15 protein-coding genes, 6 tRNA genes, 3 rRNA genes and 1 riboswitch are annotated in these 21115 nt (G+C 46.1%); of the genes, 19 read left to right on the top strand and 5 right to left on the bottom strand.

Translation table 11 applies throughout. The features are described 5' to 3' along the window. The first annotated feature begins 260 nt into the window (after positions 1 to 260). Together fabR and VEJY3_RS15170 are read left to right on the top strand one after the other, a co-directional pair. A complete protein-coding gene (fabR, locus tag VEJY3_RS15175; protein WP_014233299.1) occupies positions 261 to 902 on the top strand; it encodes an HTH-type transcriptional repressor FabR in 642 nt (213 codons plus the stop codon). Continuing rightward, a complete protein-coding gene (locus VEJY3_RS15170; RefSeq protein WP_014233298.1) occupies positions 902 to 1273 on the top strand; it encodes a YijD family membrane protein in 372 nt (123 codons plus the stop codon). The genes fabR and VEJY3_RS15170 overlap by 1 nt, the downstream gene beginning before the upstream one ends. Positions 1274 to 1335: 62 nt before the next feature. Here VEJY3_RS15170 and trmA read toward each other — a convergent pair whose 3' ends face one another. Continuing rightward, positions 1336 to 2442: a tRNA (uridine(54)-C5)-methyltransferase TrmA gene (gene trmA / locus VEJY3_RS15165; protein WP_014233297.1), complete on the bottom strand. Its 1107-nt coding sequence runs from the start codon at positions 2440 to 2442 to the stop codon at positions 1336 to 1338. Between the two features lie 184 nt (positions 2443 to 2626). Next, a riboswitch (cobalamin riboswitch) is annotated at positions 2627 to 2831 on the top strand. A 57-nt stretch (positions 2832 to 2888) separates the two neighbouring features. Here trmA and btuB point away from each other — a divergent pair. From btuB to murI, 3 genes are all read left to right on the top strand, one after another. After that, the gene (gene btuB, locus VEJY3_RS15160; RefSeq protein WP_014233296.1) at positions 2889 to 4724 is read left to right on the top strand and encodes a TonB-dependent vitamin B12 receptor; all 1836 of its coding nucleotides are present in this window, start codon (positions 2889 to 2891) and stop codon (positions 4722 to 4724) included. 65 nt (positions 4725 to 4789) lie between these two features. Next, positions 4790 to 5473: an ATPase gene (locus VEJY3_RS15155; protein ID WP_014233295.1), complete on the top strand. Its 684-nt coding sequence runs from the start codon at positions 4790 to 4792 to the stop codon at positions 5471 to 5473. A 40-nt stretch (positions 5474 to 5513) separates the two neighbouring features. Continuing rightward, positions 5514 to 6329 carry a glutamate racemase gene (gene murI, locus VEJY3_RS15150; RefSeq protein ID WP_014233294.1) on the top strand — a complete coding sequence of 272 codons (816 nt, stop codon included), beginning with the start codon at positions 5514 to 5516 and terminating at the stop codon, positions 6327 to 6329. Here murI and VEJY3_RS15145 read toward each other — a convergent pair. Further along, positions 6283 to 6738, bottom strand: a complete 456-nt coding sequence (locus tag VEJY3_RS15145) for an RNA-binding protein (protein ID WP_024372606.1) — start codon at positions 6736 to 6738, stop codon at positions 6283 to 6285. The genes murI and VEJY3_RS15145 overlap by 47 nt on opposite strands. Before the next feature lie 556 nt (positions 6739 to 7294). Between VEJY3_RS15145 and VEJY3_RS15140 the strand changes: the two genes are divergently transcribed. The 5 genes from VEJY3_RS15140 (at position 7295) to VEJY3_RS15120 (ending at position 12518) form a co-directional block, all read left to right on the top strand. Beyond that, positions 7295 to 8847 (top strand): 16S ribosomal RNA (locus tag VEJY3_RS15140). A 91-nt stretch (positions 8848 to 8938) separates the two neighbouring features. After that, positions 8939 to 9014 (top strand) — tRNA-Glu (locus tag VEJY3_RS15135). Between the two features lie 284 nt (positions 9015 to 9298). Beyond that, positions 9299 to 12189 (top strand): 23S ribosomal RNA (locus tag VEJY3_RS15130). Positions 12190 to 12281: 92 nt separating this feature from the next. After that, a 5S ribosomal RNA gene (gene rrf / locus VEJY3_RS15125) occupies positions 12282 to 12398 on the top strand. Together the 16S, 23S and 5S rRNA genes with 2 tRNA genes alongside form the textbook arrangement of a ribosomal RNA operon. Before the next feature lie 43 nt (positions 12399 to 12441). Further along, a tRNA-Asp gene (locus tag VEJY3_RS15120) sits at positions 12442 to 12518 on the top strand. Between the two features lie 454 nt (positions 12519 to 12972). Here VEJY3_RS15120 and pssA read toward each other — a convergent pair. Both pssA and VEJY3_RS15110 read right to left on the bottom strand, forming a co-directional pair. After that, positions 12973 to 14313 (bottom strand): CDP-diacylglycerol--serine O-phosphatidyltransferase, encoded by a 1341-nt coding sequence (gene pssA, locus VEJY3_RS15115; RefSeq protein WP_014233292.1) that lies wholly within the window; start codon positions 14311 to 14313, stop codon positions 12973 to 12975. A 95-nt stretch (positions 14314 to 14408) separates the two neighbouring features. Beyond that, complete coding sequence (locus VEJY3_RS15110) at positions 14409 to 14816, bottom strand: GNAT family N-acetyltransferase (protein WP_041170279.1); 408 nt, start codon at positions 14814 to 14816, stop codon at positions 14409 to 14411. A 100-nt stretch (positions 14817 to 14916) separates the two neighbouring features. Between VEJY3_RS15110 and murB the strand changes: the two genes are divergently transcribed. Together murB and birA are read left to right on the top strand one after the other, a co-directional pair. After that, on the top strand, positions 14917 to 15960 hold the full coding sequence (gene murB, locus VEJY3_RS15105; RefSeq protein ID WP_014233290.1) for a UDP-N-acetylmuramate dehydrogenase: 1044 nt from the start codon (positions 14917 to 14919) through the stop codon (positions 15958 to 15960). After that, positions 15957 to 16922 (top strand): bifunctional biotin--[acetyl-CoA-carboxylase] ligase/biotin operon repressor BirA, encoded by a 966-nt coding sequence (birA, locus tag VEJY3_RS15100; RefSeq protein ID WP_014233289.1) that lies wholly within the window; start codon positions 15957 to 15959, stop codon positions 16920 to 16922. The genes murB and birA overlap by 4 nt, the downstream gene beginning before the upstream one ends. A gap of 9 nt (positions 16923 to 16931) precedes the next feature. On the opposite strand, the gene coaA is transcribed toward birA, so the two are convergent. Further along, positions 16932 to 17855 carry a type I pantothenate kinase gene (coaA, locus tag VEJY3_RS15095; protein ID WP_014233288.1) on the bottom strand — a complete coding sequence of 308 codons (924 nt, stop codon included), beginning with the start codon at positions 17853 to 17855 and terminating at the stop codon, positions 16932 to 16934. Between the two features lie 206 nt (positions 17856 to 18061). Here coaA and VEJY3_RS15090 point away from each other — a divergent pair. The 7 genes from VEJY3_RS15090 (at position 18062) to nusG (ending at position 20973) form a co-directional block, all read left to right on the top strand. Continuing rightward, positions 18062 to 18137: transfer RNA gene (locus tag VEJY3_RS15090), tRNA-Thr, on the top strand. Between the two features lie 53 nt (positions 18138 to 18190). Then, positions 18191 to 18275, top strand: a tRNA-Tyr gene (locus VEJY3_RS15085). Between the two features lie 35 nt (positions 18276 to 18310). Next, positions 18311 to 18385, top strand: a tRNA-Gly gene (locus VEJY3_RS15080). A 13-nt stretch (positions 18386 to 18398) separates the two neighbouring features. Further along, a tRNA-Thr gene (locus VEJY3_RS15075) sits at positions 18399 to 18474 on the top strand. A 103-nt stretch (positions 18475 to 18577) separates the two neighbouring features. After that, the gene (tuf, locus tag VEJY3_RS15070; RefSeq protein WP_014233170.1) at positions 18578 to 19762 is read left to right on the top strand and encodes an elongation factor Tu; all 1185 of its coding nucleotides are present in this window, start codon (positions 18578 to 18580) and stop codon (positions 19760 to 19762) included. Positions 19763 to 20030: 268 nt separating this feature from the next. After that, positions 20031 to 20411, top strand: coding sequence for a preprotein translocase subunit SecE (secE, locus tag VEJY3_RS15065; protein ID WP_014233287.1), 381 nt, complete (start codon positions 20031 to 20033; stop codon positions 20409 to 20411). A gap of 13 nt (positions 20412 to 20424) precedes the next feature. Then, on the top strand, positions 20425 to 20973 hold the full coding sequence (nusG, locus tag VEJY3_RS15060) for a transcription termination/antitermination protein NusG (RefSeq protein WP_005384681.1): 549 nt from the start codon (positions 20425 to 20427) through the stop codon (positions 20971 to 20973). Positions 20974 to 21115 lie beyond the last annotated feature (142 nt).

The raw sequence follows: 21115 nt of genomic DNA, 5'->3' as shown, positions 1-21115 counted from the left end.
CTTAGCGCAATTTTAACTCATTTGCTCTATACGTACACGTAATGGCTGCGAGAGAGTGGAAGTGATCACGCAGAAACGACCAAAAGCACGAATTGGTATGTTGGATGTCTATAAATTGCATTGAGAATATTGCATTCAGACGGTTGCCAATAGTAACGTTTGCGCGGTTAACGCTGGCAAAGGCAACATATCTTTCTCCGTAGGGGGTAATTGCGTTATATTGAAGCTCTTGTACCCTACATAAAAAGAGCAAGTTAAGAATGAAATCGATGGGCATCCGCGCGCAACAAAAAGAGAAGACACGTCGATCATTGATCGACGCGGCATTTAGTCAATTAAGTGCGGATCGCAGCTTTTCCAGTCTCAGCTTGCGAGAAGTTGCCCGAGAGGCAGGAATTGCACCTACTTCTTTCTATCGCCACTTTAAAGACATGGATGAACTAGGCTTAACCATGGTCGATGAAGGGGGGTTACTGTTACGTCAGTTGATGCGTCAGGCGCGTCAACGTATCGTAAAAGAAGGAAGTGTGATTCGAACTTCGGTTGAAACATTTATGGAATTCATTGAAAGTAGCCCTAACGTATTTCGTTTGTTACTGCGTGAACGTTCAGGAACTTCTTCTGAATTCCGTACCGCTGTTGCTCGAGAAATTCAGCATTTTGCGGCAGAATTAACCGAGTATTTGATGAGCACCGGCGTGACCAGAGAAGAGGCGTATACTCAAGCAGAGGCGTCGGTTACTTTGGTCTTCAGCTCGGGTGCTGAAGCTTTAGATTTAGATCGCCGTGAGCGCGATGAACTCGCGGAACGATTGATTATGCAATTGCGAATGATAGCCAAAGGGGCTTATTGGTATCGCAAAGAACGTGAACGTAACCGATTAAAAGGCAGGATAGAATAATGTCGAATGGAAATAAATCTGAAAAGAAAACGCTGATTTTAGCGTTGGTTGCAGGTGTGTGTGGTGATGCTTTGTTGTCATGGTTGACGATGAGCGAAGTCTCTTTCTCAATCTTTCCGTTAATCGCTCTTGTACTAGCAGTACAGGCGCTGTACCAAGAATACTTGAGTAACCCGGTATCGGAAGATATCCCACTGGTTGGTCTGGCATGTTTCTTCGTCGGGGCGTTTGGTCACTCTGCGTTTATCAAAGCGCAATACCCAGAAGCAGGTTCAAACTTCTTCGCTATTATGGTTTCTATGATCCTTCTAGTGTGGATCGGTAAGAAGCTTGGCTTTATGGAAAGCAAGAGCAAAACTTCAGCGGAATAACGCCGCAAGGTTAAATAAAAAAGCGAGCTATTGAGCTCGCTTTTTTTATACCTGCTTTACGCTTATTTGCGTTCTAGGAATACACCCGCTTCCATGTGGTGGGTGTATGGGAACTGATCGAACAGAGCAAAACGTGTGACTTTGTGTGTTTCGCTCAAAATGTCCAAGTTCTCTTTCAGAGTGTCAGGGTTACAAGAGATGTACATGATACGCTCGTAACCTTGCACCATTTTACAGGTGTCCACATCCATACCTGAACGTGGCGGGGCCACAAAAATTGTGTTGCAGTTGTAGCTCTTCAAATCCACGCCAGCATCTTGCAAGCGGCGGAACTCACGTTTACCTTCGATCGCCTGAGTAAACTCTTCTGCTGAAAGTCGCAGGATTTGTACGTTATCAATCTCATTCGCTGCGATATTGTATTGAGCAGATACCACAGAAGGCTTCGCCAGTTCGGTTGCCAAAACGCGGTCAAAGTTTTGTGCCAATGCCAGCGAGAAGTTACCGTTACCACAGTAAAGCTCTAACAGGTCGCCAGTGCTGTCTTGAGTGCAGTCTACTGCCCATTCCAGCATCTTCTCTGCTACTTTACCGTTTGGTTGTGTAAAGCTGTTTTCTACTTGTTGGTAAATGTACGACTGACCATTCACATCTAGTTTCTCGATGACATAATCTTGGTCGAGGACGATTTTCATCTTGCGTGCGCGGCCGATGATGTTGAGGTTGAAACCTTCATCATTCAGACGCTGCTTCATTGCTTTCGCGTTTTCAATCCACTCATCATCCAACTGGCGATGGTAAAGCAGAGAAACCAGAATCTCACCGCTCAGTGTAGACAGAAAGTCCACTTGGAATAATTTACGACGCAGAGAGTCGTTGTCTTTCATCGCTTCAATCAGTAGCGGCATCAAATCATTGATAAGACGGCTTGCTGCAGGGAACTGGTCAACGCGGTATTTCTCACGAGTTTCCTGATTGAACATGATGTAGTAAAGGTCTTCACCTTCATGCCAAACACGGAACTCAGTACGCATACGGTAGTGCTGCTCTGGTGATTCAAACACTTCCAGCTCTGGCACGTTGTATGGCGAGAACATATCAGTGAGACGTTCAACTTTTTCCGCCAGTTGTTCTTGGTAGTGTTGTGGGTTTACATCAAGAGTAGCCATGATCTTACCTTTTATGGTGCATTCAATTTAAGAGCGCAGATTTTATTCAATCTCAACAGTATGTCCAGTTTTGTACTTGAATTGATCTAAAGATAGTGTGTACAGGTTAAGTAGAAAGCGCAATCAATCAAAACGTTACAATTTATAGGGGTAATATTGGCTGGACAAATAATCCATAGCTGAATAATATCAGCCTCAAGCTGGTGCTATCTAGCAATCTAGATGGCTGAAATGGGAATCTGGTGGAACTCCAGAACTGACGCGCAGCGGTAAAAGAGAACGAAAGCTTATTAAGACACTGCATTGGTTGATGTGGGAAGTCGAGCGAGTAGGAGGGGTAAAAGCCAGGCTCTTAAGTCCGAATACCTGCCAGCAACTGAGCCACAGCACTGGTCTGCCATTAAATGGCAGGGCTCGGAAGGAATTACGCGATTTAGGACAATATAATGAAAAAATCCGCATTGGCGATCACTCTGGCATCGCTGCTTTCACCTGTCTCTTATCTACAGGCCCAAGAAACCTCCGCTGACGAAACGCTCGTTGTTACCGCTAACCGATTTGAACAAGCTGAAAGCAATACGCTTGCTGATGTGGAAGTTGTGACTCGAGAAGATATCGACCGTATTCAAGCTAAGACTCTACCGGATGTATTGCGTCGACTTACTGGTATTCAGGTTACGCAAAATGGTGGCCGTGGTCAGTTAGCTTCGCTATTTGTGCGTGGCACAAGTTCAGACCAGGTTTTGGTTCTGGTCGATGGTGTACGTTTTGCTCGTGCAGCAAAAGGTGCGGTTGATTTCAACCAGATCCCACTGACTTATGTTGAGCGCATTGAGTATGTTCGCGGCGCTCGTGCGTCTCTGTACGGTTCTGAAGCGATTGGTGGTGTTATCAATATCATTACCGTGGCTCGCGCGGAAGATGAAAGCACCAAGTTGAGCGCGGGTCTGGGTAGCCTTGATTATCAAGAACTGAGTATCGCATCGGGTATCAAAGTCGGTGACAATGGTCAGTTGAATCTTGCATTGGGAACTGAAAGTGATGACGGCTACAACGTTCGCCCGGTTGCTGGCATCAACGATGGTGACCGTCATGGCTTTGAAACCAAGAATGGTCTGATTGGCTACGTGCATAATTTTGATAAGCAGTGGTCAGCATTTGGTAACTTCCGTGCATACGAGAACGTTTACCAGTACGACAGCAGCTATGGCAGTCGCGCCTACTACGAAGCAGAGAAAGATGATTTCTCGGCAACGATTGGCGGCAAATACCAATCTGACAATCTGATGTCTGAGTTACAAGTGACGGCACAGAAGCAGAAGTCATGGAATTACCAACAGTCGGCAGGTAAGCACTCAGGTACAGAAGACGAGCTAGAACAGCAAAATGTGCAGTGGACCAACAGCTACCTTCTAAACAACAATACAACGTTTGCTGGTGGTATTGATTGGCGTGACGAGTCTTATGTTGATAAGAACGCAAATAAAACGTTCGATCGCACCAATGGCGCGTTATTTGGTATCGCGACCGCAACGATTGATAACGCTATGCTCGAAGGCAGTGCCCGTATCGATGATAACGAAGAGTACGGCAGTGAGTTTACTTACAGTCTGGCTGCGGGTTACCAGTTCGTCCCAGAGTTTGGCGCTAAAGCCTCTTTTGGTACTGCATTTAAAGCGCCGAACCTTTATCAGCAATACGACCCAACTTACGGTGAAAAAGATCTTAAGCCAGAAGAGTCAGATGCATGGGAAATCAGCTTTAGTGGTGATGTTCAGGGCGTTTTCTGGTCACTGACAGGTTACGACTACAAGATCACCAATCTTATCGACTACCATCCGACGACATACAAGTACCTGAATGTTGACGGTGAAACACACATTCAAGGTGTTGAATTAGTTGCCGAGTTTGAAACTGGTATTGTACAGCATCAAGTGAGCGCTGATTACAAAGATGCCGAAGATGACAATGGCGATCAGCTGCAACGCCGTGCCAAAGAAATGTACAAGTGGAACGCGATTGTAAACTTTGACAAGGTTGATTGGTCAATTAGCTATCTATACGTAGGTAAGCGCCCAGATGTTGATTACAGCACTTGGCCATCTCAAGACGTATACATGCCTTCTTACTCACTGGTAGATACAGCAGTTACTTACTACCCTAATGAGTCAACCACGGTTAGTGCTCGTATCGATAACTTGTTTGATGAAGAGTATGAAATGGCGTTGGGTTATCCTGCGGCAGAGCGTGCTTACTACGTAAACATCGGTTACCAATTCTAACCTGAGTTATGAATGAAAGCCGCCTTCGGGCGGTTTTTTCTTTTCAAGAATCGTATGGAGGCATCATGAGTACACCAAAACGCGTCGTGATCAGTTGGTCGAGTGGTAAAGATTCCACTTTGACGTTAGAAAGATTGCAAGAAGACCCAAATTACGAAGTCGTTGGACTCTACACAACTTATGTTGAAGACGAAGTTCCCTTTCAGGCGACACCTCTTGAAGTTGTGCAGATGCAGGCTGATTTACTGCATTTGCCGCTCGTAACGATACCTTTACCTGAAGTATTTCCAAGCAATGACATCTACCAATCTACCATTGTCACCGCATTGGCAGAGAGTAAATTAAATATACAAGCTGTCGCTTTTGGTGACATGTTCTGCAATGGTATCGCCGATTATCGACGTAGCTATATAGAACCTGCTGGCTGGGAATGTGTATTCCCTCTATTAGGGGAGAGCAGCAAAGCGCTGGCGATGGAAATCATTGATCGCGGAATTCAAACCATGCTGATAACGACGGATGGTCAAGTACTATCATCAGATTGGTGCGGGCGTTGGTATGACAAACCGCTGGTTGATTCGCTACCAAGTCATATTGACCCTTGTGGAGAAAATGGCGAGTTTCATACCTTGGTGACATCTGCCCCTTCATTTCAAGGCCATATAGAACTGGTTAAGCGAGAGGTCGAGACTGGGGAGAGGTTTAGTCATCAAAGATACAGTGCCAAAGCATTGCCAAAACAAATCTAGCCAGTATGATCGCAGCGTTTATATTGCTTAGGTAAGACTCGTGCGAGTAGCGAATAAGAAAAAGGTTCTGGTGTTTGACTCCGGTGTCGGAGGGCTTTCTGTATTTAAAGAAATCCATCGTCTATTGCCGCAAATGGACTACCTATATCTATTCGACAATCAGGCATACCCATACGGAGAGCTTGAACAAAGCGTTCTCATTTCTCGTGTGAACCAACTGGTATCCGCGCTAGTGGAAGAGTATCAGGTCGATATTGTTGTCATCGCGTGTAACACCGCAAGTACGATAGTGCTCCCGTCACTACGTGCAAAGCTAGCGATTCCTGTTGTTGGAGTTGTCCCTGCTATTAAGCCAGCGTCATTACTTGCTTCTAAAGGCGTGGGATTGATCGCGACGCCAGCCACAGTTACTCGACAATATACCCACAAATTGATTCGTGATTATGCTCAGGGAAAACCTGTTGAGTTATTGGGCTCTACCCGCCTGGTCGATATAGCGGAAGAAAAGCTGCGTGGGAAAGAGGCTTGCATTGAAGAACTAAAAGACATCTTGGAACCTATCCGCAATAAAGTGGATGTCGCTGTATTAGGTTGCACTCACTTTCCACTTCTTAAAGAAGAAATTCATCAGGCACTGGATGGTGAGGTCACATTAGTTGACTCAGGAAAAGCGATAGCACGTCGAGTAAAGACGTTATTAGATAGTGAGCAGTGTAAGGAAACCACAGAAGAGGGGACTAAACGAATTTTTGCCAGTGCACCTCCTTGGCAAGAAGATGCACTGAATGTGTGTCTGGCGAAGCTAGGTTTTACTCCTGTTCAAATTTATCGCCTTCCGGGTGTTTCGGATCGTTAGCGATACGCACTTTAAGTGTACGATCCATATATAGCTTTTCATTTAACTTGGCGATGGCTGGTTCAGCATCTGCAGCGGCCATCACAACAAATCCAAATCCTCTTCTTTTACCAGTACGTTTATCTTTCATTAATCGCACGGCATAGACTTGTCCATATTCCGCAAATAAATCGCGAACATGACTTTCATTTGCCTTATAAGGCAGATTTCCGACATACAAGGTTTTGGTTGATGGGTCAGAGTCGGTTGATTGATCAATTGGTGTCTGGCTAGAAAATGAAAACAGAAAAGCAGTAGCGACAACACCGATAAGAAAGCTCAGTACGGGTGAAACGGCGAATTGAGAGAAGATGACTCCCCCAATGACGGCCAACCCGGCACATAAAATCAGATTTTTTTTAGACGTCATTTTGATTACTACACATAGGTGATAAAGAGATTGTTTGCCTATTAACATAATAGACACATGAATCTTACGTATATGGTTGGTGTTTTTCCAACCAATTGCTGTGATATGTCTCAAATGTGACGAAGAAATATGCGAATTTCGCCATTTTGATTAATAACTGACCGCTTAAATCTTTTTTTTAAAAAAAGAGTTGCGCTCTTCAAGTATCTCCCTATAATGCCGCCTCACCGACACGGAGTGAGACGAGAGTCACACAGCGAGTTGGAAAGAGAAGAAAAAGAAATTTGAAAAATTTCTTGACTCTCAAACCGGGCAGCGTAAGATACGCACCCCTGACAACGAGACGCGAAAGCGGCAAGTTAAGTCAGAAAAGCTCTTTAACAATATAGACCTATCAATCTGTGTGGGCACTCGTTGATGATAATCCAATTAGATACCTCGGTATCAAATTAGGTTTCAATGATACGAAGTGACCATTGAATCTTCGGATTCAGCACAGTCAATTCAAACATTACTTTATGTAATGTTCAGTATTCATTGAGCCGAACAAAATCTTAAATTGAAGAGTTTGATCATGGCTCAGATTGAACGCTGGCGGCAGGCCTAACACATGCAAGTCGAGCGGAAACGAGTTAACTGAACCTTCGGGGGACGTTAACGGCGTCGAGCGGCGGACGGGTGAGTAATGCCTAGGAAATTGCCCTGATGTGGGGGATAACCATTGGAAACGATGGCTAATACCGCATGATGCCTACGGGCCAAAGAGGGGGACCTTCGGGCCTCTCGCGTCAGGATATGCCTAGGTGGGATTAGCTAGTTGGTGAGGTAAGGGCTCACCAAGGCGACGATCCCTAGCTGGTCTGAGAGGATGATCAGCCACACTGGAACTGAGACACGGTCCAGACTCCTACGGGAGGCAGCAGTGGGGAATATTGCACAATGGGCGCAAGCCTGATGCAGCCATGCCGCGTGTGTGAAGAAGGCCTTCGGGTTGTAAAGCACTTTCAGTCGTGAGGAAGGTTTATGCGTTAATAGCGTATAGATTTGACGTTAGCGACAGAAGAAGCACCGGCTAACTCCGTGCCAGCAGCCGCGGTAATACGGAGGGTGCGAGCGTTAATCGGAATTACTGGGCGTAAAGCGCATGCAGGTGGTTTGTTAAGTCAGATGTGAAAGCCCGGGGCTCAACCTCGGAATAGCATTTGAAACTGGCAGACTAGAGTACTGTAGAGGGGGGTAGAATTTCAGGTGTAGCGGTGAAATGCGTAGAGATCTGAAGGAATACCGGTGGCGAAGGCGGCCCCCTGGACAGATACTGACACTCAGATGCGAAAGCGTGGGGAGCAAACAGGATTAGATACCCTGGTAGTCCACGCCGTAAACGATGTCTACTTGGAGGTTGTGGCCTTGAGCCGTGGCTTTCGGAGCTAACGCGTTAAGTAGACCGCCTGGGGAGTACGGTCGCAAGATTAAAACTCAAATGAATTGACGGGGGCCCGCACAAGCGGTGGAGCATGTGGTTTAATTCGATGCAACGCGAAGAACCTTACCTACTCTTGACATCCAGAGAACTTTCCAGAGATGGATTGGTGCCTTCGGGAACTCTGAGACAGGTGCTGCATGGCTGTCGTCAGCTCGTGTTGTGAAATGTTGGGTTAAGTCCCGCAACGAGCGCAACCCTTATCCTTGTTTGCCAGCGAGTAATGTCGGGAACTCCAGGGAGACTGCCGGTGATAAACCGGAGGAAGGTGGGGACGACGTCAAGTCATCATGGCCCTTACGAGTAGGGCTACACACGTGCTACAATGGCGCATACAGAGGGCGGCCAACTTGCGAAAGTGAGCGAATCCCAAAAAGTGCGTCGTAGTCCGGATTGGAGTCTGCAACTCGACTCCATGAAGTCGGAATCGCTAGTAATCGTGGATCAGAATGCCACGGTGAATACGTTCCCGGGCCTTGTACACACCGCCCGTCACACCATGGGAGTGGGCTGCAAAAGAAGTAGGTAGTTTAACCTTCGGGGGGACGCTTACCACTTTGTGGTTCATGACTGGGGTGAAGTCGTAACAAGGTAGCGCTAGGGGAACCTGGCGCTGGATCACCTCCTTATACGATGATTATTCACGATGAGTGTCCACACAGATTGATATGGTTTATGAAGTTTAAGAGATAGAACATCCCCCAAGATGTTCAACTTAGTGTCCCGTTCGTCTAGAGGCCTAGGACACCGCCCTTTCACGGCGGTAACAGGGGTTCGACTCCCCTACGGGATACCATCTTTAAGTGCATTAGCGATAGTGCTTTTAAAAATGGTTACTTCATTAGAAGTGACTAGCTCTTTAACAATTTGGAAAGCTGACAAATCAAACCTTGTCTTTAAATAGATAGGAGTTTGATTGTAAAGTTCTCAAAGTATTCATGTATTTGAATACAACTAAAAACACATTCAAGTGTTCTTGGAATTTGAGTCCGGCAAAATCGAAAGCTGTCTCGCTCATTCAAATAATGAGACAGCAACTTTGGTTGTTTAACATCAATTCGAAACTCCTTCGGGTTGTATGGTTAAGTGACTAAGCGTACACGGTGGATGCCTTGGCAGTCAGAGGCGATGAAGGACGTATTAACTTGCGATAAGCCCAGATTAGGCAGTAAAAGCCACTTGAGTCTGGGATTTCCGAATGGGGAAACCCACTTACATAAGTAAGTATCCTGTTGTGAATACATAGCAACAGGAGGCGAACCGGGGGAACTGAAACATCTAAGTACCCCGAGGAAAAGAAATCAACCGAGATTCCGAAAGTAGCGGCGAGCGAAATTGGACTAGCCCTTAAGCTTTATAAGCGTTAGGTGAACAAGCTGGAAAGCTTGGCGATACAGGGTGATAGCCCCGTAACTGACGACGCATATTCAGTGAAATCGAGTAGGGCGGGACACGTGATATCCTGTCTGAATATGGGGGGACCATCCTCCAAGGCTAAATACTACTGACTGACCGATAGTGAACCAGTACCGTGAGGGAAAGGCGAAAAGAACCCCTGTGAGGGGAGTGAAATAGAACCTGAAACCGTGTACGTACAAGCAGTAGGAGCAGGCTTTGTCCTGTGACTGCGTACCTTTTGTATAATGGGTCAGCGACTTATATTCAGTGGCAAGGTTAACCATCTAGGGGAGCCGTAGGGAAACCGAGTCTTAACTGGGCGTTCAGTCTCTGGATATAGACCCGAAACCAGGTGATCTAGCCATGGGCAGGTTGAAGGTTGAGTAACATCAACTGGAGGACCGAACCGACTAATGTTGAAAAATTAGCGGATGACTTGTGGCTAGGGGTGAAAGGCCAATCAAACCTGGAGATAGCTGGTTCTCCCCGAAAGCTATTTAGGTAGCGCCTCGGACGAATACTACTGGGGGTAGAGCACTGTTAAGGCTAGGGGGTCATCCCGACTTACCAACCCTTTGCAAACTCCGAATACCAGTAAGTACTATCCGGGAGACACACGGCGGGTGCTAACGTCCGTCGTGGAGAGGGAAACAACCCAGACCGCCAGCTAAGGTCCCAAATTACTACTAAGTGGGAAACGATGTGGGAAGGCTCAGACAGCCAGGATGTTGGCTTAGAAGCAGCCATCATTTAAAGAAAGCGTAATAGCTCACTGGTCGAGTCGGCCTGCGCGGAAGATGTAACGGGGCTAAGTAGTAAACCGAAGCTGCGGCAATGCACTTTTGTGCATTGGGTAGGGGAGCGTTCTGTAAGCGGTTGAAGGTGTGTGGTAACGCATGCTGGACGTATCAGAAGTGCGAATGCTGACATGAGTAACGATAAAGGGGGTGAAAAACCTCCTCGCCGGAAGACCAAGGGTTCCTGTCCAACGTTAATCGGGGCAGGGTAAGTCGACCCCTAAGGCGAGGCCGAAAGGCGTAGTCGATGGGAAACGGGTTAATATTCCCGTACTTCTTACAATTGCGATGGGGGGACGGAGAAGGCTAGGTGGGCCTGGCGACGGTTGTCCAGGTTCAAGTGCGTAGGCTTGAGAGTTAGGTAAATCCGGCTCTCTTTAAGGCTGAGACACGACGTCGAGCACCTACGGGTGTGAAGTCATTGATGCCATGCTTCCAGGAAAAGCCTCTAAGCTTCAGATTGTAAGGAATCGTACCCCAAACCGACACAGGTGGTCGGGTAGAGAATACCAAGGCGCTTGAGAGAACTCGGGTGAAGGAACTAGGCAAAATGGTACCGTAACTTCGGGAGAAGGTACGCTCTCGACGGTGAAGTCCCTTGCGGATGGAGCTATTGAGAGTCGCAGATACCAGGTGGCTGCAACTGTTTATTAAAAACACAGCACTGTGCAAAATCGTAAGATGACGTATACGGTGTGACGCCTGCCCGGTGCCGGAAGGTTAATTGATGGGGTTAGACTTCGGTCGAAGCTCTTGATCGAAGCCCCGGTAAACGGCGGCCGTAACTATAACGGTCCTAAGGTAGCGAAATTCCTTGTCGGGTAAGTTCCGACCTGCACGAATGGCGTAATGATGGCCACGCTGTCTCCACCCGAGACTCAGTGAAATTGAAATCGCTGTGAAGATGCAGTGTACCCGCGGCTAGACGGAAAGACCCCGTGAACCTTTACTACAGCTTGGCACTGAACATTGACCCTACATGTGTAGGATAGGTGGGAGGCTTTGAAACAGGTACGCCAGTATCTGTGGAGCCGTCCTTGAAATACCACCCTTGTAGTGTTGATGTTCTAACGTTGACCCCTTATCGGGGTTGCGGACAGTGCCTGGTGGGTAGTTTGACTGGGGCGGTCTCCTCCCAAAGCGTAACGGAGGAGCACGAAGGTGGGCTAATCACGGTTGGACATCGTGAGGTTAGTGCAATGGCATAAGCCCGCTTGACTGCGAGAATGACAATTCGAGCAGGTGCGAAAGCAGGTCATAGTGATCCGGTGGTTCTGAATGGAAGGGCCATCGCTCAACGGATAAAAGGTACTCCGGGGATAACAGGCTGATACCGCCCAAGAGTTCATATCGACGGCGGTGTTTGGCACCTCGATGTCGGCTCATCACATCCTGGGGCTGAAGTCGGTCCCAAGGGTATGGCTGTTCGCCATTTAAAGTGGTACGCGAGCTGGGTTTAGAACGTCGTGAGACAGTTCGGTCCCTATCTGCCGTGGGCGTTGGAGAATTGAAAGGGGCTGCTCCTAGTACGAGAGGACCGGAGTGGACGAACCTCTGGTGTTCGGGTTGTGTCGCCAGACGCATTGCCCGGTAGCTAAGTTCGGGATCGATAACCGCTGAAAGCATCTAAGCGGGAAGCGAGCCTTGAGATGAGTTCTCCCTGATACTTTAAGTATCCTAAAGGGTTGTCGTAGACTACGACGTTGATAGGCAGGGTGTGTAAGCGTTGTGAGGCGTTGAGCTAACCTGTACTAATTGCCCGTGAGGCTTAACCATACAACACCCAAGGGGTTTTGATGGACTCAATGTAAGAACGTTGAATGTGTAAAAACGAGAATTAAAAACAGCTTTCCGAATTAAAGAATTTGCTTGGCGACCATAGCGTTTTGGACCCACCTGACTTCCATTCCGAACTCAGAAGTGAAACGAAATAGCGCCGATGGTAGTGTGGGGTTTCCCCATGTGAGAGTAGGACATCGCCAGGCTTTAAATTTTGGACGTTCGCTTTAAAGCGGATGATACCACTGCGGAGTGGTAGTTCAGTTGGTTAGAATACCGGCCTGTCACGCCGGGGGTCGCGGGTTCGAGTCCCGTCCACTCCGCCACTTATTAGAAAGCCTAGTCGAAAGACTAGGCTTTTGTCGTTTATGGCGTATAGTTTCCCTTTCAGGGAAGTCGGGTTAGGCTTATGTGCGAATCCAGTTGTACGCAAGCCCAGCCACTTGACCGTTTAAGAAAGCTCGCTAAAAACAAGCAGGCTTTCTTCTAACGCTCTAGATTATCTCCCCGCCTATCATGCTAAGGCCGCTGTTTTACTTCTTCGCATATTTACTAATGTGAATAATGGTGAACTCTCCAACTTGTATGCCATTAGCTTTAAGAAGTCACATGTCAGGTCTTAAGTTTTGAACCATTAGGAGAAGAGCCTGCCTAGATTCGAGTTCATGTATAGCTCTTAGCTTCAAGTAATAAGCCGCCAAAAAACTATTAGCAATGCATTAGAAATAAAAACGCCCAACAGTTGTTGGGCGTTGATCGATTATGTTTGAAGCCGCTAGATTACAGAATGCGTTTTAATACTCCATCGGCTTTCAAGCGAGTAATTTTTCTTACCAGCTTTTGTACACCGAACGGATAATCTTCGACTTTTTCTAGCTGTCTGTAAGTGCAGATTAAGTGGGTGTGCTCTAGGATTCGTGAAACTTCTTCCTCGAACTTATTGGTGAGCTGAGCGTAGTTATCTTGAATCAATAAGCCATTCTCTAGGTCAAGTGACCACGCTCGCGGATTCAAGTTATTACCTGTCAGTAGCATGTATCGTTTATCGACCCAAATACCTTTTAGGTGGAAGCTGTTATTGTCGTGCTTCCATAAGTGAATCGATAGTTTTCGTGCTGCTATGTTGGCTTCATTTGCTTTAGCAAAGCGACGCAGGTTCACTTCATAAAGATAAGGTAAACCACCAATGGTTTTAAAGTCTTCTTCAGGAGAGATATAGAAATCATTGGCTATCTTATCGCCGACCACGATGGTGACTTTAACACCACGCTTCATAGCACGTTTCACTTCACGGTGAATCGCTTTAGGAAAGTTGAAGTACGGAGTACAGATGAAGATTTCATTTTGAGCCGCCGCGAGTAACTTTACTATCTGTTGATTTAATATATTACGTCGTTTACCTAAACCAACTAGTGGCGTGACTTTTACGTCTTCTTCGGTTTCTGCCTGACTTTCAAACTGGTAACTTGCTTGAGATAGTGAAGCGCGTAATTGGCGAATAGCCGATTTGATTTCTTTTGTTTCTGGCTTGTATTGGTTAGCAAGGTCATTGACTGCAGGATGAGCGATCATCTCATTCTGAATAAATTGCGCCATTGAGTCTGCGAGAGATTCATTGCGAATGACATGGTAGCGATCAAAGCGATAACGGCCATGATAGTTCAGATAGACATTATTTAAGCTTGCTCCGCTGTAAATAACAGTGTCATCGACAATGAAGCCTTTCAAATGCAGAACACCAAAGACTTCTCGACCACGTACGGGAATGCCGTATACAGGAATTCGGTGTTGGTACTTTTGCGCGAATGCCTTATACAGAGCTGAGTTACCTTCAGAGGTTTCTGCACCAATCAAACCGCGTTGTGCTCGGTGCCAATCTACACAGATATTGATGTCCAGCCCTGGATTACGTTGCTTCGCCTCGTAAAGTGCTGTGAGTATTTCACGTCCAGCCTCGTCATCTTCCAGATATAGAGCGACTAGGTAAATTCGTGACGTTGCTTTGCTTATCGCATCCAGAAGGCGAGTCCTGAATTCTTGTGCAGAATACAGAACGTCAAAGTCCTCAGGATTTACTGCGAGGCTTGGCAACTGTTCGAATGGATTCCTACTTACTATCATATCGGTGTGAGTACCTTTATTTAGTGCAATATTGCGAACCTGATATTTTATCAAAGATATGATTTATCTGGCTACAAAAGCACGCGGTTTGAAGTCTAGGATGGGATGAATTGCATTGGAATGAGATCTTTACCGCTATCAACGTAGCGCTGAAAGGCCATTTTCAATGAGTTTGGGAGTTCTGAGCTATCGATGGTCTTAAAACCATGTTGAGAGTAATAAGTCTCTAAGTGCATAAACGCAAAGCAATAATCACCATCGGTGAAAACTTTGTTTTTGCAGTGAGTCAGTAATGCATTCCCCACACCAGTTCCCCTATATTCAGGAACAACAAGCATCCCAGTTAATAATCGATAGTTTTCCACGCTCTTCATACGCAGTAGAGCTACGATAGATCCTTCATGACTTGCCGTGATGATCAATTCATCTCTTTTCGCTCGCCCTGAGGGATAGTGTGCTTTATACAACCTCTTAATGAGAGGAAGCTTGATGGGATTTAACACTTCTATGATTAATGAGTTAGGTATTGTCACTGCGGTTAAAAGAGTTCTAAGGTAGAATGTTGACAGTTTAAGAGAATCTTATCTGGCGTTGCAAACCACTATGCAAATTAAAACAAATGCGAGCCTTAAGGCTTATCACACTTTTGGTATCGAACAGACATGTTCGTATTTAGCCATCGTTGAGTCTGTTGACGATGTTATTCAACTTTTTCAGGAACCTGCTTTCAAAAGCTTACCTAAGCTGTTCCTGGGCAAAGGAAGTAATGTGCTGTTCACTGAGCATTACGAAGGTCTGGTTATCGTCAATAGACTGCTTGGCAAAGTAGTTGAAGAGACTGACGAGCATAACTTGCTACATATCGAAGGTGGTGAGGATTGGCCTGAATTAGTTTCCTGGTGTGTTGAGCGAGGCTTAGGTGGCATAGAAAACCTAGCGCTCATCCCTGGTTGTGCAGGCTCTGCGCCCATCCAAAACATTGGTGCTTACGGATTAGAATTGAAAGATGTTTGTGACTACGTGGATATCTTAGATCTCACGACGTTTGAATCGCGACGCATGAGCGCAGATGAGTGCGAATTTGGTTATCGTGACTCTATCTTTAAGCATGCTTTGTATGGTGAATGTTTTATTTCCGCTGTTGGACTTAAGCTGAACAAAGAATGGAAACCGATCAACCAATACGGTCCCTTGCAAAGTATTCCTACCGAACAGTTAAGTCCAGCATCCATATTTGAACGTGTTTGCCAGGTTCGCCAAGAAAAATTGCCTGATCCTGCGAAAGTGGGTAATGCAGGCAGCTTTTTTAAGAACCCTGTGATCTCGCAAGATCATTATGATCGACTGGTTAAGACGCATCATGATCTGGTGGCGTACCCTGCAGAAAATGGAATGAAAGTGGCTGCGGGTTGGCTCATTGATCAATGTGGTCTTAAAGGGATCTCTGTTAATGGTGCGCAAGTTAACCCTTTGCAAGCATTAGTGCTGACTAACGTGGACAACTGCAGTGCGCAAGATGTATTGGCTCTGGCATCTCTCGTTAAGCAGACGGTATGGAATAAATACCAGATAGAGCTCGAGCATGAAGTTCGGTTTATCAATCGTGGTGGTGAAACCAATCTTGCTGAGATAGAGGCTGCGCAATGAGAAAAGAGCATGCAACAAAACTGCATATCCTGAAAACACTCAGTGATGGCGAGTTCCATTCAGGTGAAGCCCTAGGTCATGACCTTGGTATCTCAAGAGCCGCCATTGCTAAGCATATTAAAGGTCTGAGTGAATGGGGTGTGGATATATACCGTATTCAAGGACGTGGTTATCAATTGGCTCATCCCATGCAATTGTTAGACGAGACGAGACTCACGGATAGCTCCGAGCCAAAACTGGAGTTAATCCCGGTGATTGATTCCACCAACCAGTACTTGTTAGAGCGGGTGAATGAATCCGAAAAAGGCCGTGTTTGTGTCGCTGAGTACCAAGCTAGCGGGCGTGGCCGTCGTGGCCGCCAATGGGTTTCTCCGTTTGGCTCCAACTTATATTTGTCTATGTACTGGCGTCTTGATGCGGGGATGGCTGCAGCAATGGGCTTGAGTCTCGTTATTGGTATCGCTGCGGTTGAAGCATTAGAGGAAATGGGCATCCAGGGCGTCAAGCTCAAGTGGCCAAACGATCTCTATTATCAAGATAAAAAGCTCGCGGGCATTCTGGTAGAAATGTCAGGCCAAGCCGGTGGTGCAGCTAATCTCGTAATAGGAATGGGTCTAAACATTGGTATGCCAGATAAACAGCCTGATATTGACCAGCCCTGGACGACGTTAAATCAAGTGTGTGCTGATCTCCGCTTAGACAGAACTCAGCTTGCTTTGACGCTAATTGAGCATTGGAAGACGATACTGGCCGATTACGAAATGATGGGACTGGCAGGCTTTGTTGATCGCTGGAATCGTCTGGATAACTTCATTGGACGCCCGGTCAAGCTCTTAATGGGAGCCAGAGAAGTGAAGGGGATTGTTCAAGGTATCGATCAGCAAGGTGGTGTGGTACTTGAGACTGACAATGGATTAGAAACCTACATTGGTGGAGAGATTTCTTTGAGAAAAGGGGATTGAGTTATCCCCTTACTTTCGTAGAGATACTTTGTCTACGAGGTGATTAACCCCTTTATGTAAGATCAAATGGGCTCTTTCTCGGGTAGGAAGAATATTATGCTCTAAGTTGAGCCCATTAATACTCTGCCAGATCTCTTTTGCCTTATTTTTCGCTTCTTCAGTCGACAGCTGAGTATAGTGACTAAAATAAGACCCTGGTTTGGTAAAAGCCCCTCGGCGGAACTTCAAAAATCTTTCCACATACCATTGTTCAATGGTGTCAGATTCCGCATCGACGTAAATAGAGAAATCCAAAAAGTCTGAAACAAACACTCGATGAGGATCGTGGGGATAATCCATACCGCTCTGTAATACGTTTAACCCTTCAATGATCAGAACATCAGGCCTGTCGACTTTTTTGAGTTCGTCGGTAATGTCATAAGTAATATGCGAGTAGACAGGCACTTCAAGATCCGGCTTCCCGGCTTTTACATCAGACATAAACTCAACTAAGCGTTTGATGTCGTAGGACTCAGGGAAACCCTTGCGATGCATGATGCCTTTTTCTTCCAAGATTTTCTTGGGATACAAAAAGCCATCCGTCGTAACCAAAGATACTTTAGGATGATTTTCCCAGCGGGAAAGCAGCGCTTTTAGAATACGAGCTGTTGTGCTTTTGCCTACCGCTACACTTCCGGCGATTCCAATCACAAAGGGAGGAGCATGTTCTTCAGTATTCAAAAACTGTTGAAGAACCGTATTACGACTCTGGCGAGCCTGTACATACAAATTTAATAGGCGAGACAATGGCAGGTAGATTTCTACTGCCTCCTCCATGGTAAGATTTTCATTTATGCCCTGAAGTGCAGTTAAGTCTTCTTCAGAAAGTGTCATTGGCACAGAGTTTCTTAAATCTGCCCAGTTGGCACGGTCAAATGACAAAAATGGACTCATGGGGCTCTTTCATCCTTGGTTTCATTGAGAGCATGAACATACATCAAGCGCACTTTAAAGCAAGCGACAGAGGTCGAAGTTTGCTTTAAAAAAGCGAAGTTTGTACGTTTTTGCAGCAAATGAATGCAAAAAATCGAAATTTATGATTTTTTTTTAAATTCCTATTGCAACCTAGAAAATCATTCAATAGAATGCGCACCACTTATGCCGACTTAGCTCAGTAGGTAGAGCAACTGACTTGTAATCAGTAGGTCACCAGTTCGATTCCGGTAGTCGGCACCATTCTCTCCTGTTTCTTAACGAAACAACTAGTAGTGAGAATGGCTAGAAATTTTGGAGGGGTTCCCGAGTGGCCAAAGGGAGCAGACTGTAAATCTGCCGGCACTGCCTTCGATGGTTCGAATCCGTCCCCCTCCACCATATTCTTTAGGAAATAGCTCTCAGAGTTACGTGTTGCGGGCATCGTATAATGGCTATTACCTCAGCCTTCCAAGCTGATGATGCGGGTTCGATTCCCGCTGCCCGCTCCACTCTAATTTGAGTGCTGATATAGCTCAGGTGGTAGAGCGCATCCTTGGTAAGGATGAGGTCGGCAGTTCGAGTCTGCCTATCAGCACCAGCTCTAAAGTTTATTTCCTTTTGATATTAGATTTACCAATAATCTTTTTTTTGGTTGCGTGGTCAAACTGGGCCACCAAAATCCGTACCTAGAGGGACCACTCATGTCTAAAGCAAAATTTGAACGTGTAAAACCGCACGTAAACGTTGGTACTATCGGCCACGTTGACCACGGTAAAACAACTCTAACTGCAGCTATCTGTACTACTCTTGCTAAAGTTTACGGCGGTGAAGCGAAAGACTTCGCATCTATCGATAACGCTCCAGAAGAGCGTGAGCGCGGTATCACAATCTCTACTTCTCACGTAGAGTACGACACTCCAACTCGTCACTACGCACACGTAGACTGCCCAGGACACGCTGACTATGTTAAAAACATGATCACTGGTGCTGCGCAAATGGACGGTGGTATCCTAGTTGTTGCTGCAACAGATGGCCCAATGCCTCAAACTCGTGAGCACATCCTACTAGGCCGTCAGGTTGGTATCCCATACATCATCGTATTCATGAACAAATGTGACATGGTTGACGATGAAGAGCTACTAGAACTAGTAGAAATGGAAGTTCGTGAGCTTCTATCTGAGTACGATTTCCCAGGTGATGACCTACCAGTTATCCAAGGTTCTGCACTAGGCGCACTAAACGGCGAAGAGCAGTGGGAAGCGAAAATCGTTGAACTAGCAGAAGCGCTAGATTCATACATCCCAGAACCAGAGCGTGCAGTAGACCTACCGTTCCTAATGCCAATCGAAGACGTATTCTCGATCCAAGGCCGTGGTACTGTAGTAACTGGTCGTATCGAACGTGGTATCCTAAACGTAGGTGACGAAGTTGCTATCGTTGGTATCAAAGACACCATCACTACTACATGTACTGGTGTTGAAATGTTCCGTAAGCTTCTAGACGAAGGTCGTGCGGGTGAGAACGTTGGTGCACTTCTACGTGGTACTAAGCGTGACGAAGTAGAACGTGGTCAAGTACTAGCTAAGCCAGGTTCAATCACTCCACACACTAAATTCGAATCAGAAGTATACGTACTGTCTAAAGATGAAGGTGGTCGTCACACTCCATTCTTCAAAGGCTACCGTCCACAGTTCTACTTCCGTACAACTGACGTAACTGGTGACATCACGCTACCAGAAGGCGTAGAAATGGTAATGCCAGGCGACAACGTACAAATGACTGTTGAGCTAATCGCACCAATCGCAATGGACGAAGGTCTACGTTTCGCGATCCGTGAAGGTGGCCGTACAGTAGGTGCTGGTGTTGTTGCTAAGATCTTCGACTAATTCATAGCGAATTAGACGGATGCTATCGGAAAATCTTGAATTAGATTTGACGAACCAGTAGCAAAAAGGGCATCATTTGATGCCCTTTTTCTGCACTCAACATAATTTTTGCTGTTTTCTTGTCCAGAAGTTGCTTGAGTGTGGAGCAAGATTAAGCAAACGGGCTTAATCTTATTAAGAGTACGCTGATTTTTTCAGCGATTTGGAGTTTGCCCTGCAACAGCGGGGTTGTTGTCGTCTATATTAAGACTTGAAACAGGTTGGTTTTATGAAAGCAAATAATGCTGAAACTCCTGATAGCTCAAATGCAGCAGATACGTTCAAGTGGATCGTCGCTTTCGTATTGGCAGGTGCCGCTGTTGTGGGTAATTACCTGTATGGTGAAATGTCTGTAGTGATTCGCGCTGCAGGTGTTGTTGTTCTTATTGCAGCTGCTCTAGGCGTTGCAGCAACAACGACTAAAGGTAAAGCAGCGATCAGTTTTGCAAAAGAATCGCGTATGGAAGTACGTAAAGTTGTTTGGCCTACTCGCCAAGAAACCATGCAAACAACACTGATCGTTTTAGCTGTAAGTATTGTAATGGCTCTAGCGCTATGGGGTATTGACGGAATTATGGTTCGTCTAGTAGCTCTAGCGACTGGGGTATAGAGGGTTTTAATTCATGAGTGAAGCTCCAAAAAAACGCTGGTATGTGGTTCAAGCCTTCTCTGGATTTGAAGGTCGTGTAGCTCAATCTCTGCGCGAGCATATCAAAATGCACGGCATGGAAGAGCTATTCGGTGAAGTACTAGTTCCTACTGAAGAAGTAGTAGAAATGCGCGCGGGTCAGCGCCGCAAATCTGAGCGTAAGTTCTTCCCAGGTTACGTCCTTGTTCAGATGATTATGAACGATGAATCATGGCACCTTGTACGCAGTGTGCCGCGTGTCATGGGCTTCATTGGTGGTACCTCGGACCGTCCTGCACCTATCACAGATAAAGAAGCTGACGCGATTCTTAACCGTCTTGAGAAAGCGAGCGAAGCGCCACGTCCTCGTACTATGTACGAAGCGGGTGAAGTGGTACGTGTTAATGAAGGTCCATTTGCTGACTTCAACGGTACTGTTGAAGAAGTGGATTACGAGAAGAGCCGCCTGAAAGTGTCTGTATCGATCTTTGGTCGTGCAACACCAGTTGAGCTTGAATTTGGTCAGGTTGAAAAACTAGACTAAGACTCTTAATTTAAAGAGTATAAAAAATCACCTTTTTAGGGTTGTATAAGGCGCGAATTATTACTATAATTTCGCGCCTTTTTACTTCTAGTGAAGTAAAAAGTATCTTACACAAACGGGGAGCTGATCTGTGATTAGCGCT

It is taken from the genome of Vibrio sp. EJY3, from assembly GCF_000241385.1.
Lineage (GTDB): Bacteria > Pseudomonadota > Gammaproteobacteria > Enterobacterales > Vibrionaceae > Vibrio > Vibrio natriegens.
The sequence above is the reverse complement of the archived record's forward strand: the minus strand, read 5'-3'. Positions and strand labels throughout refer to the sequence as shown.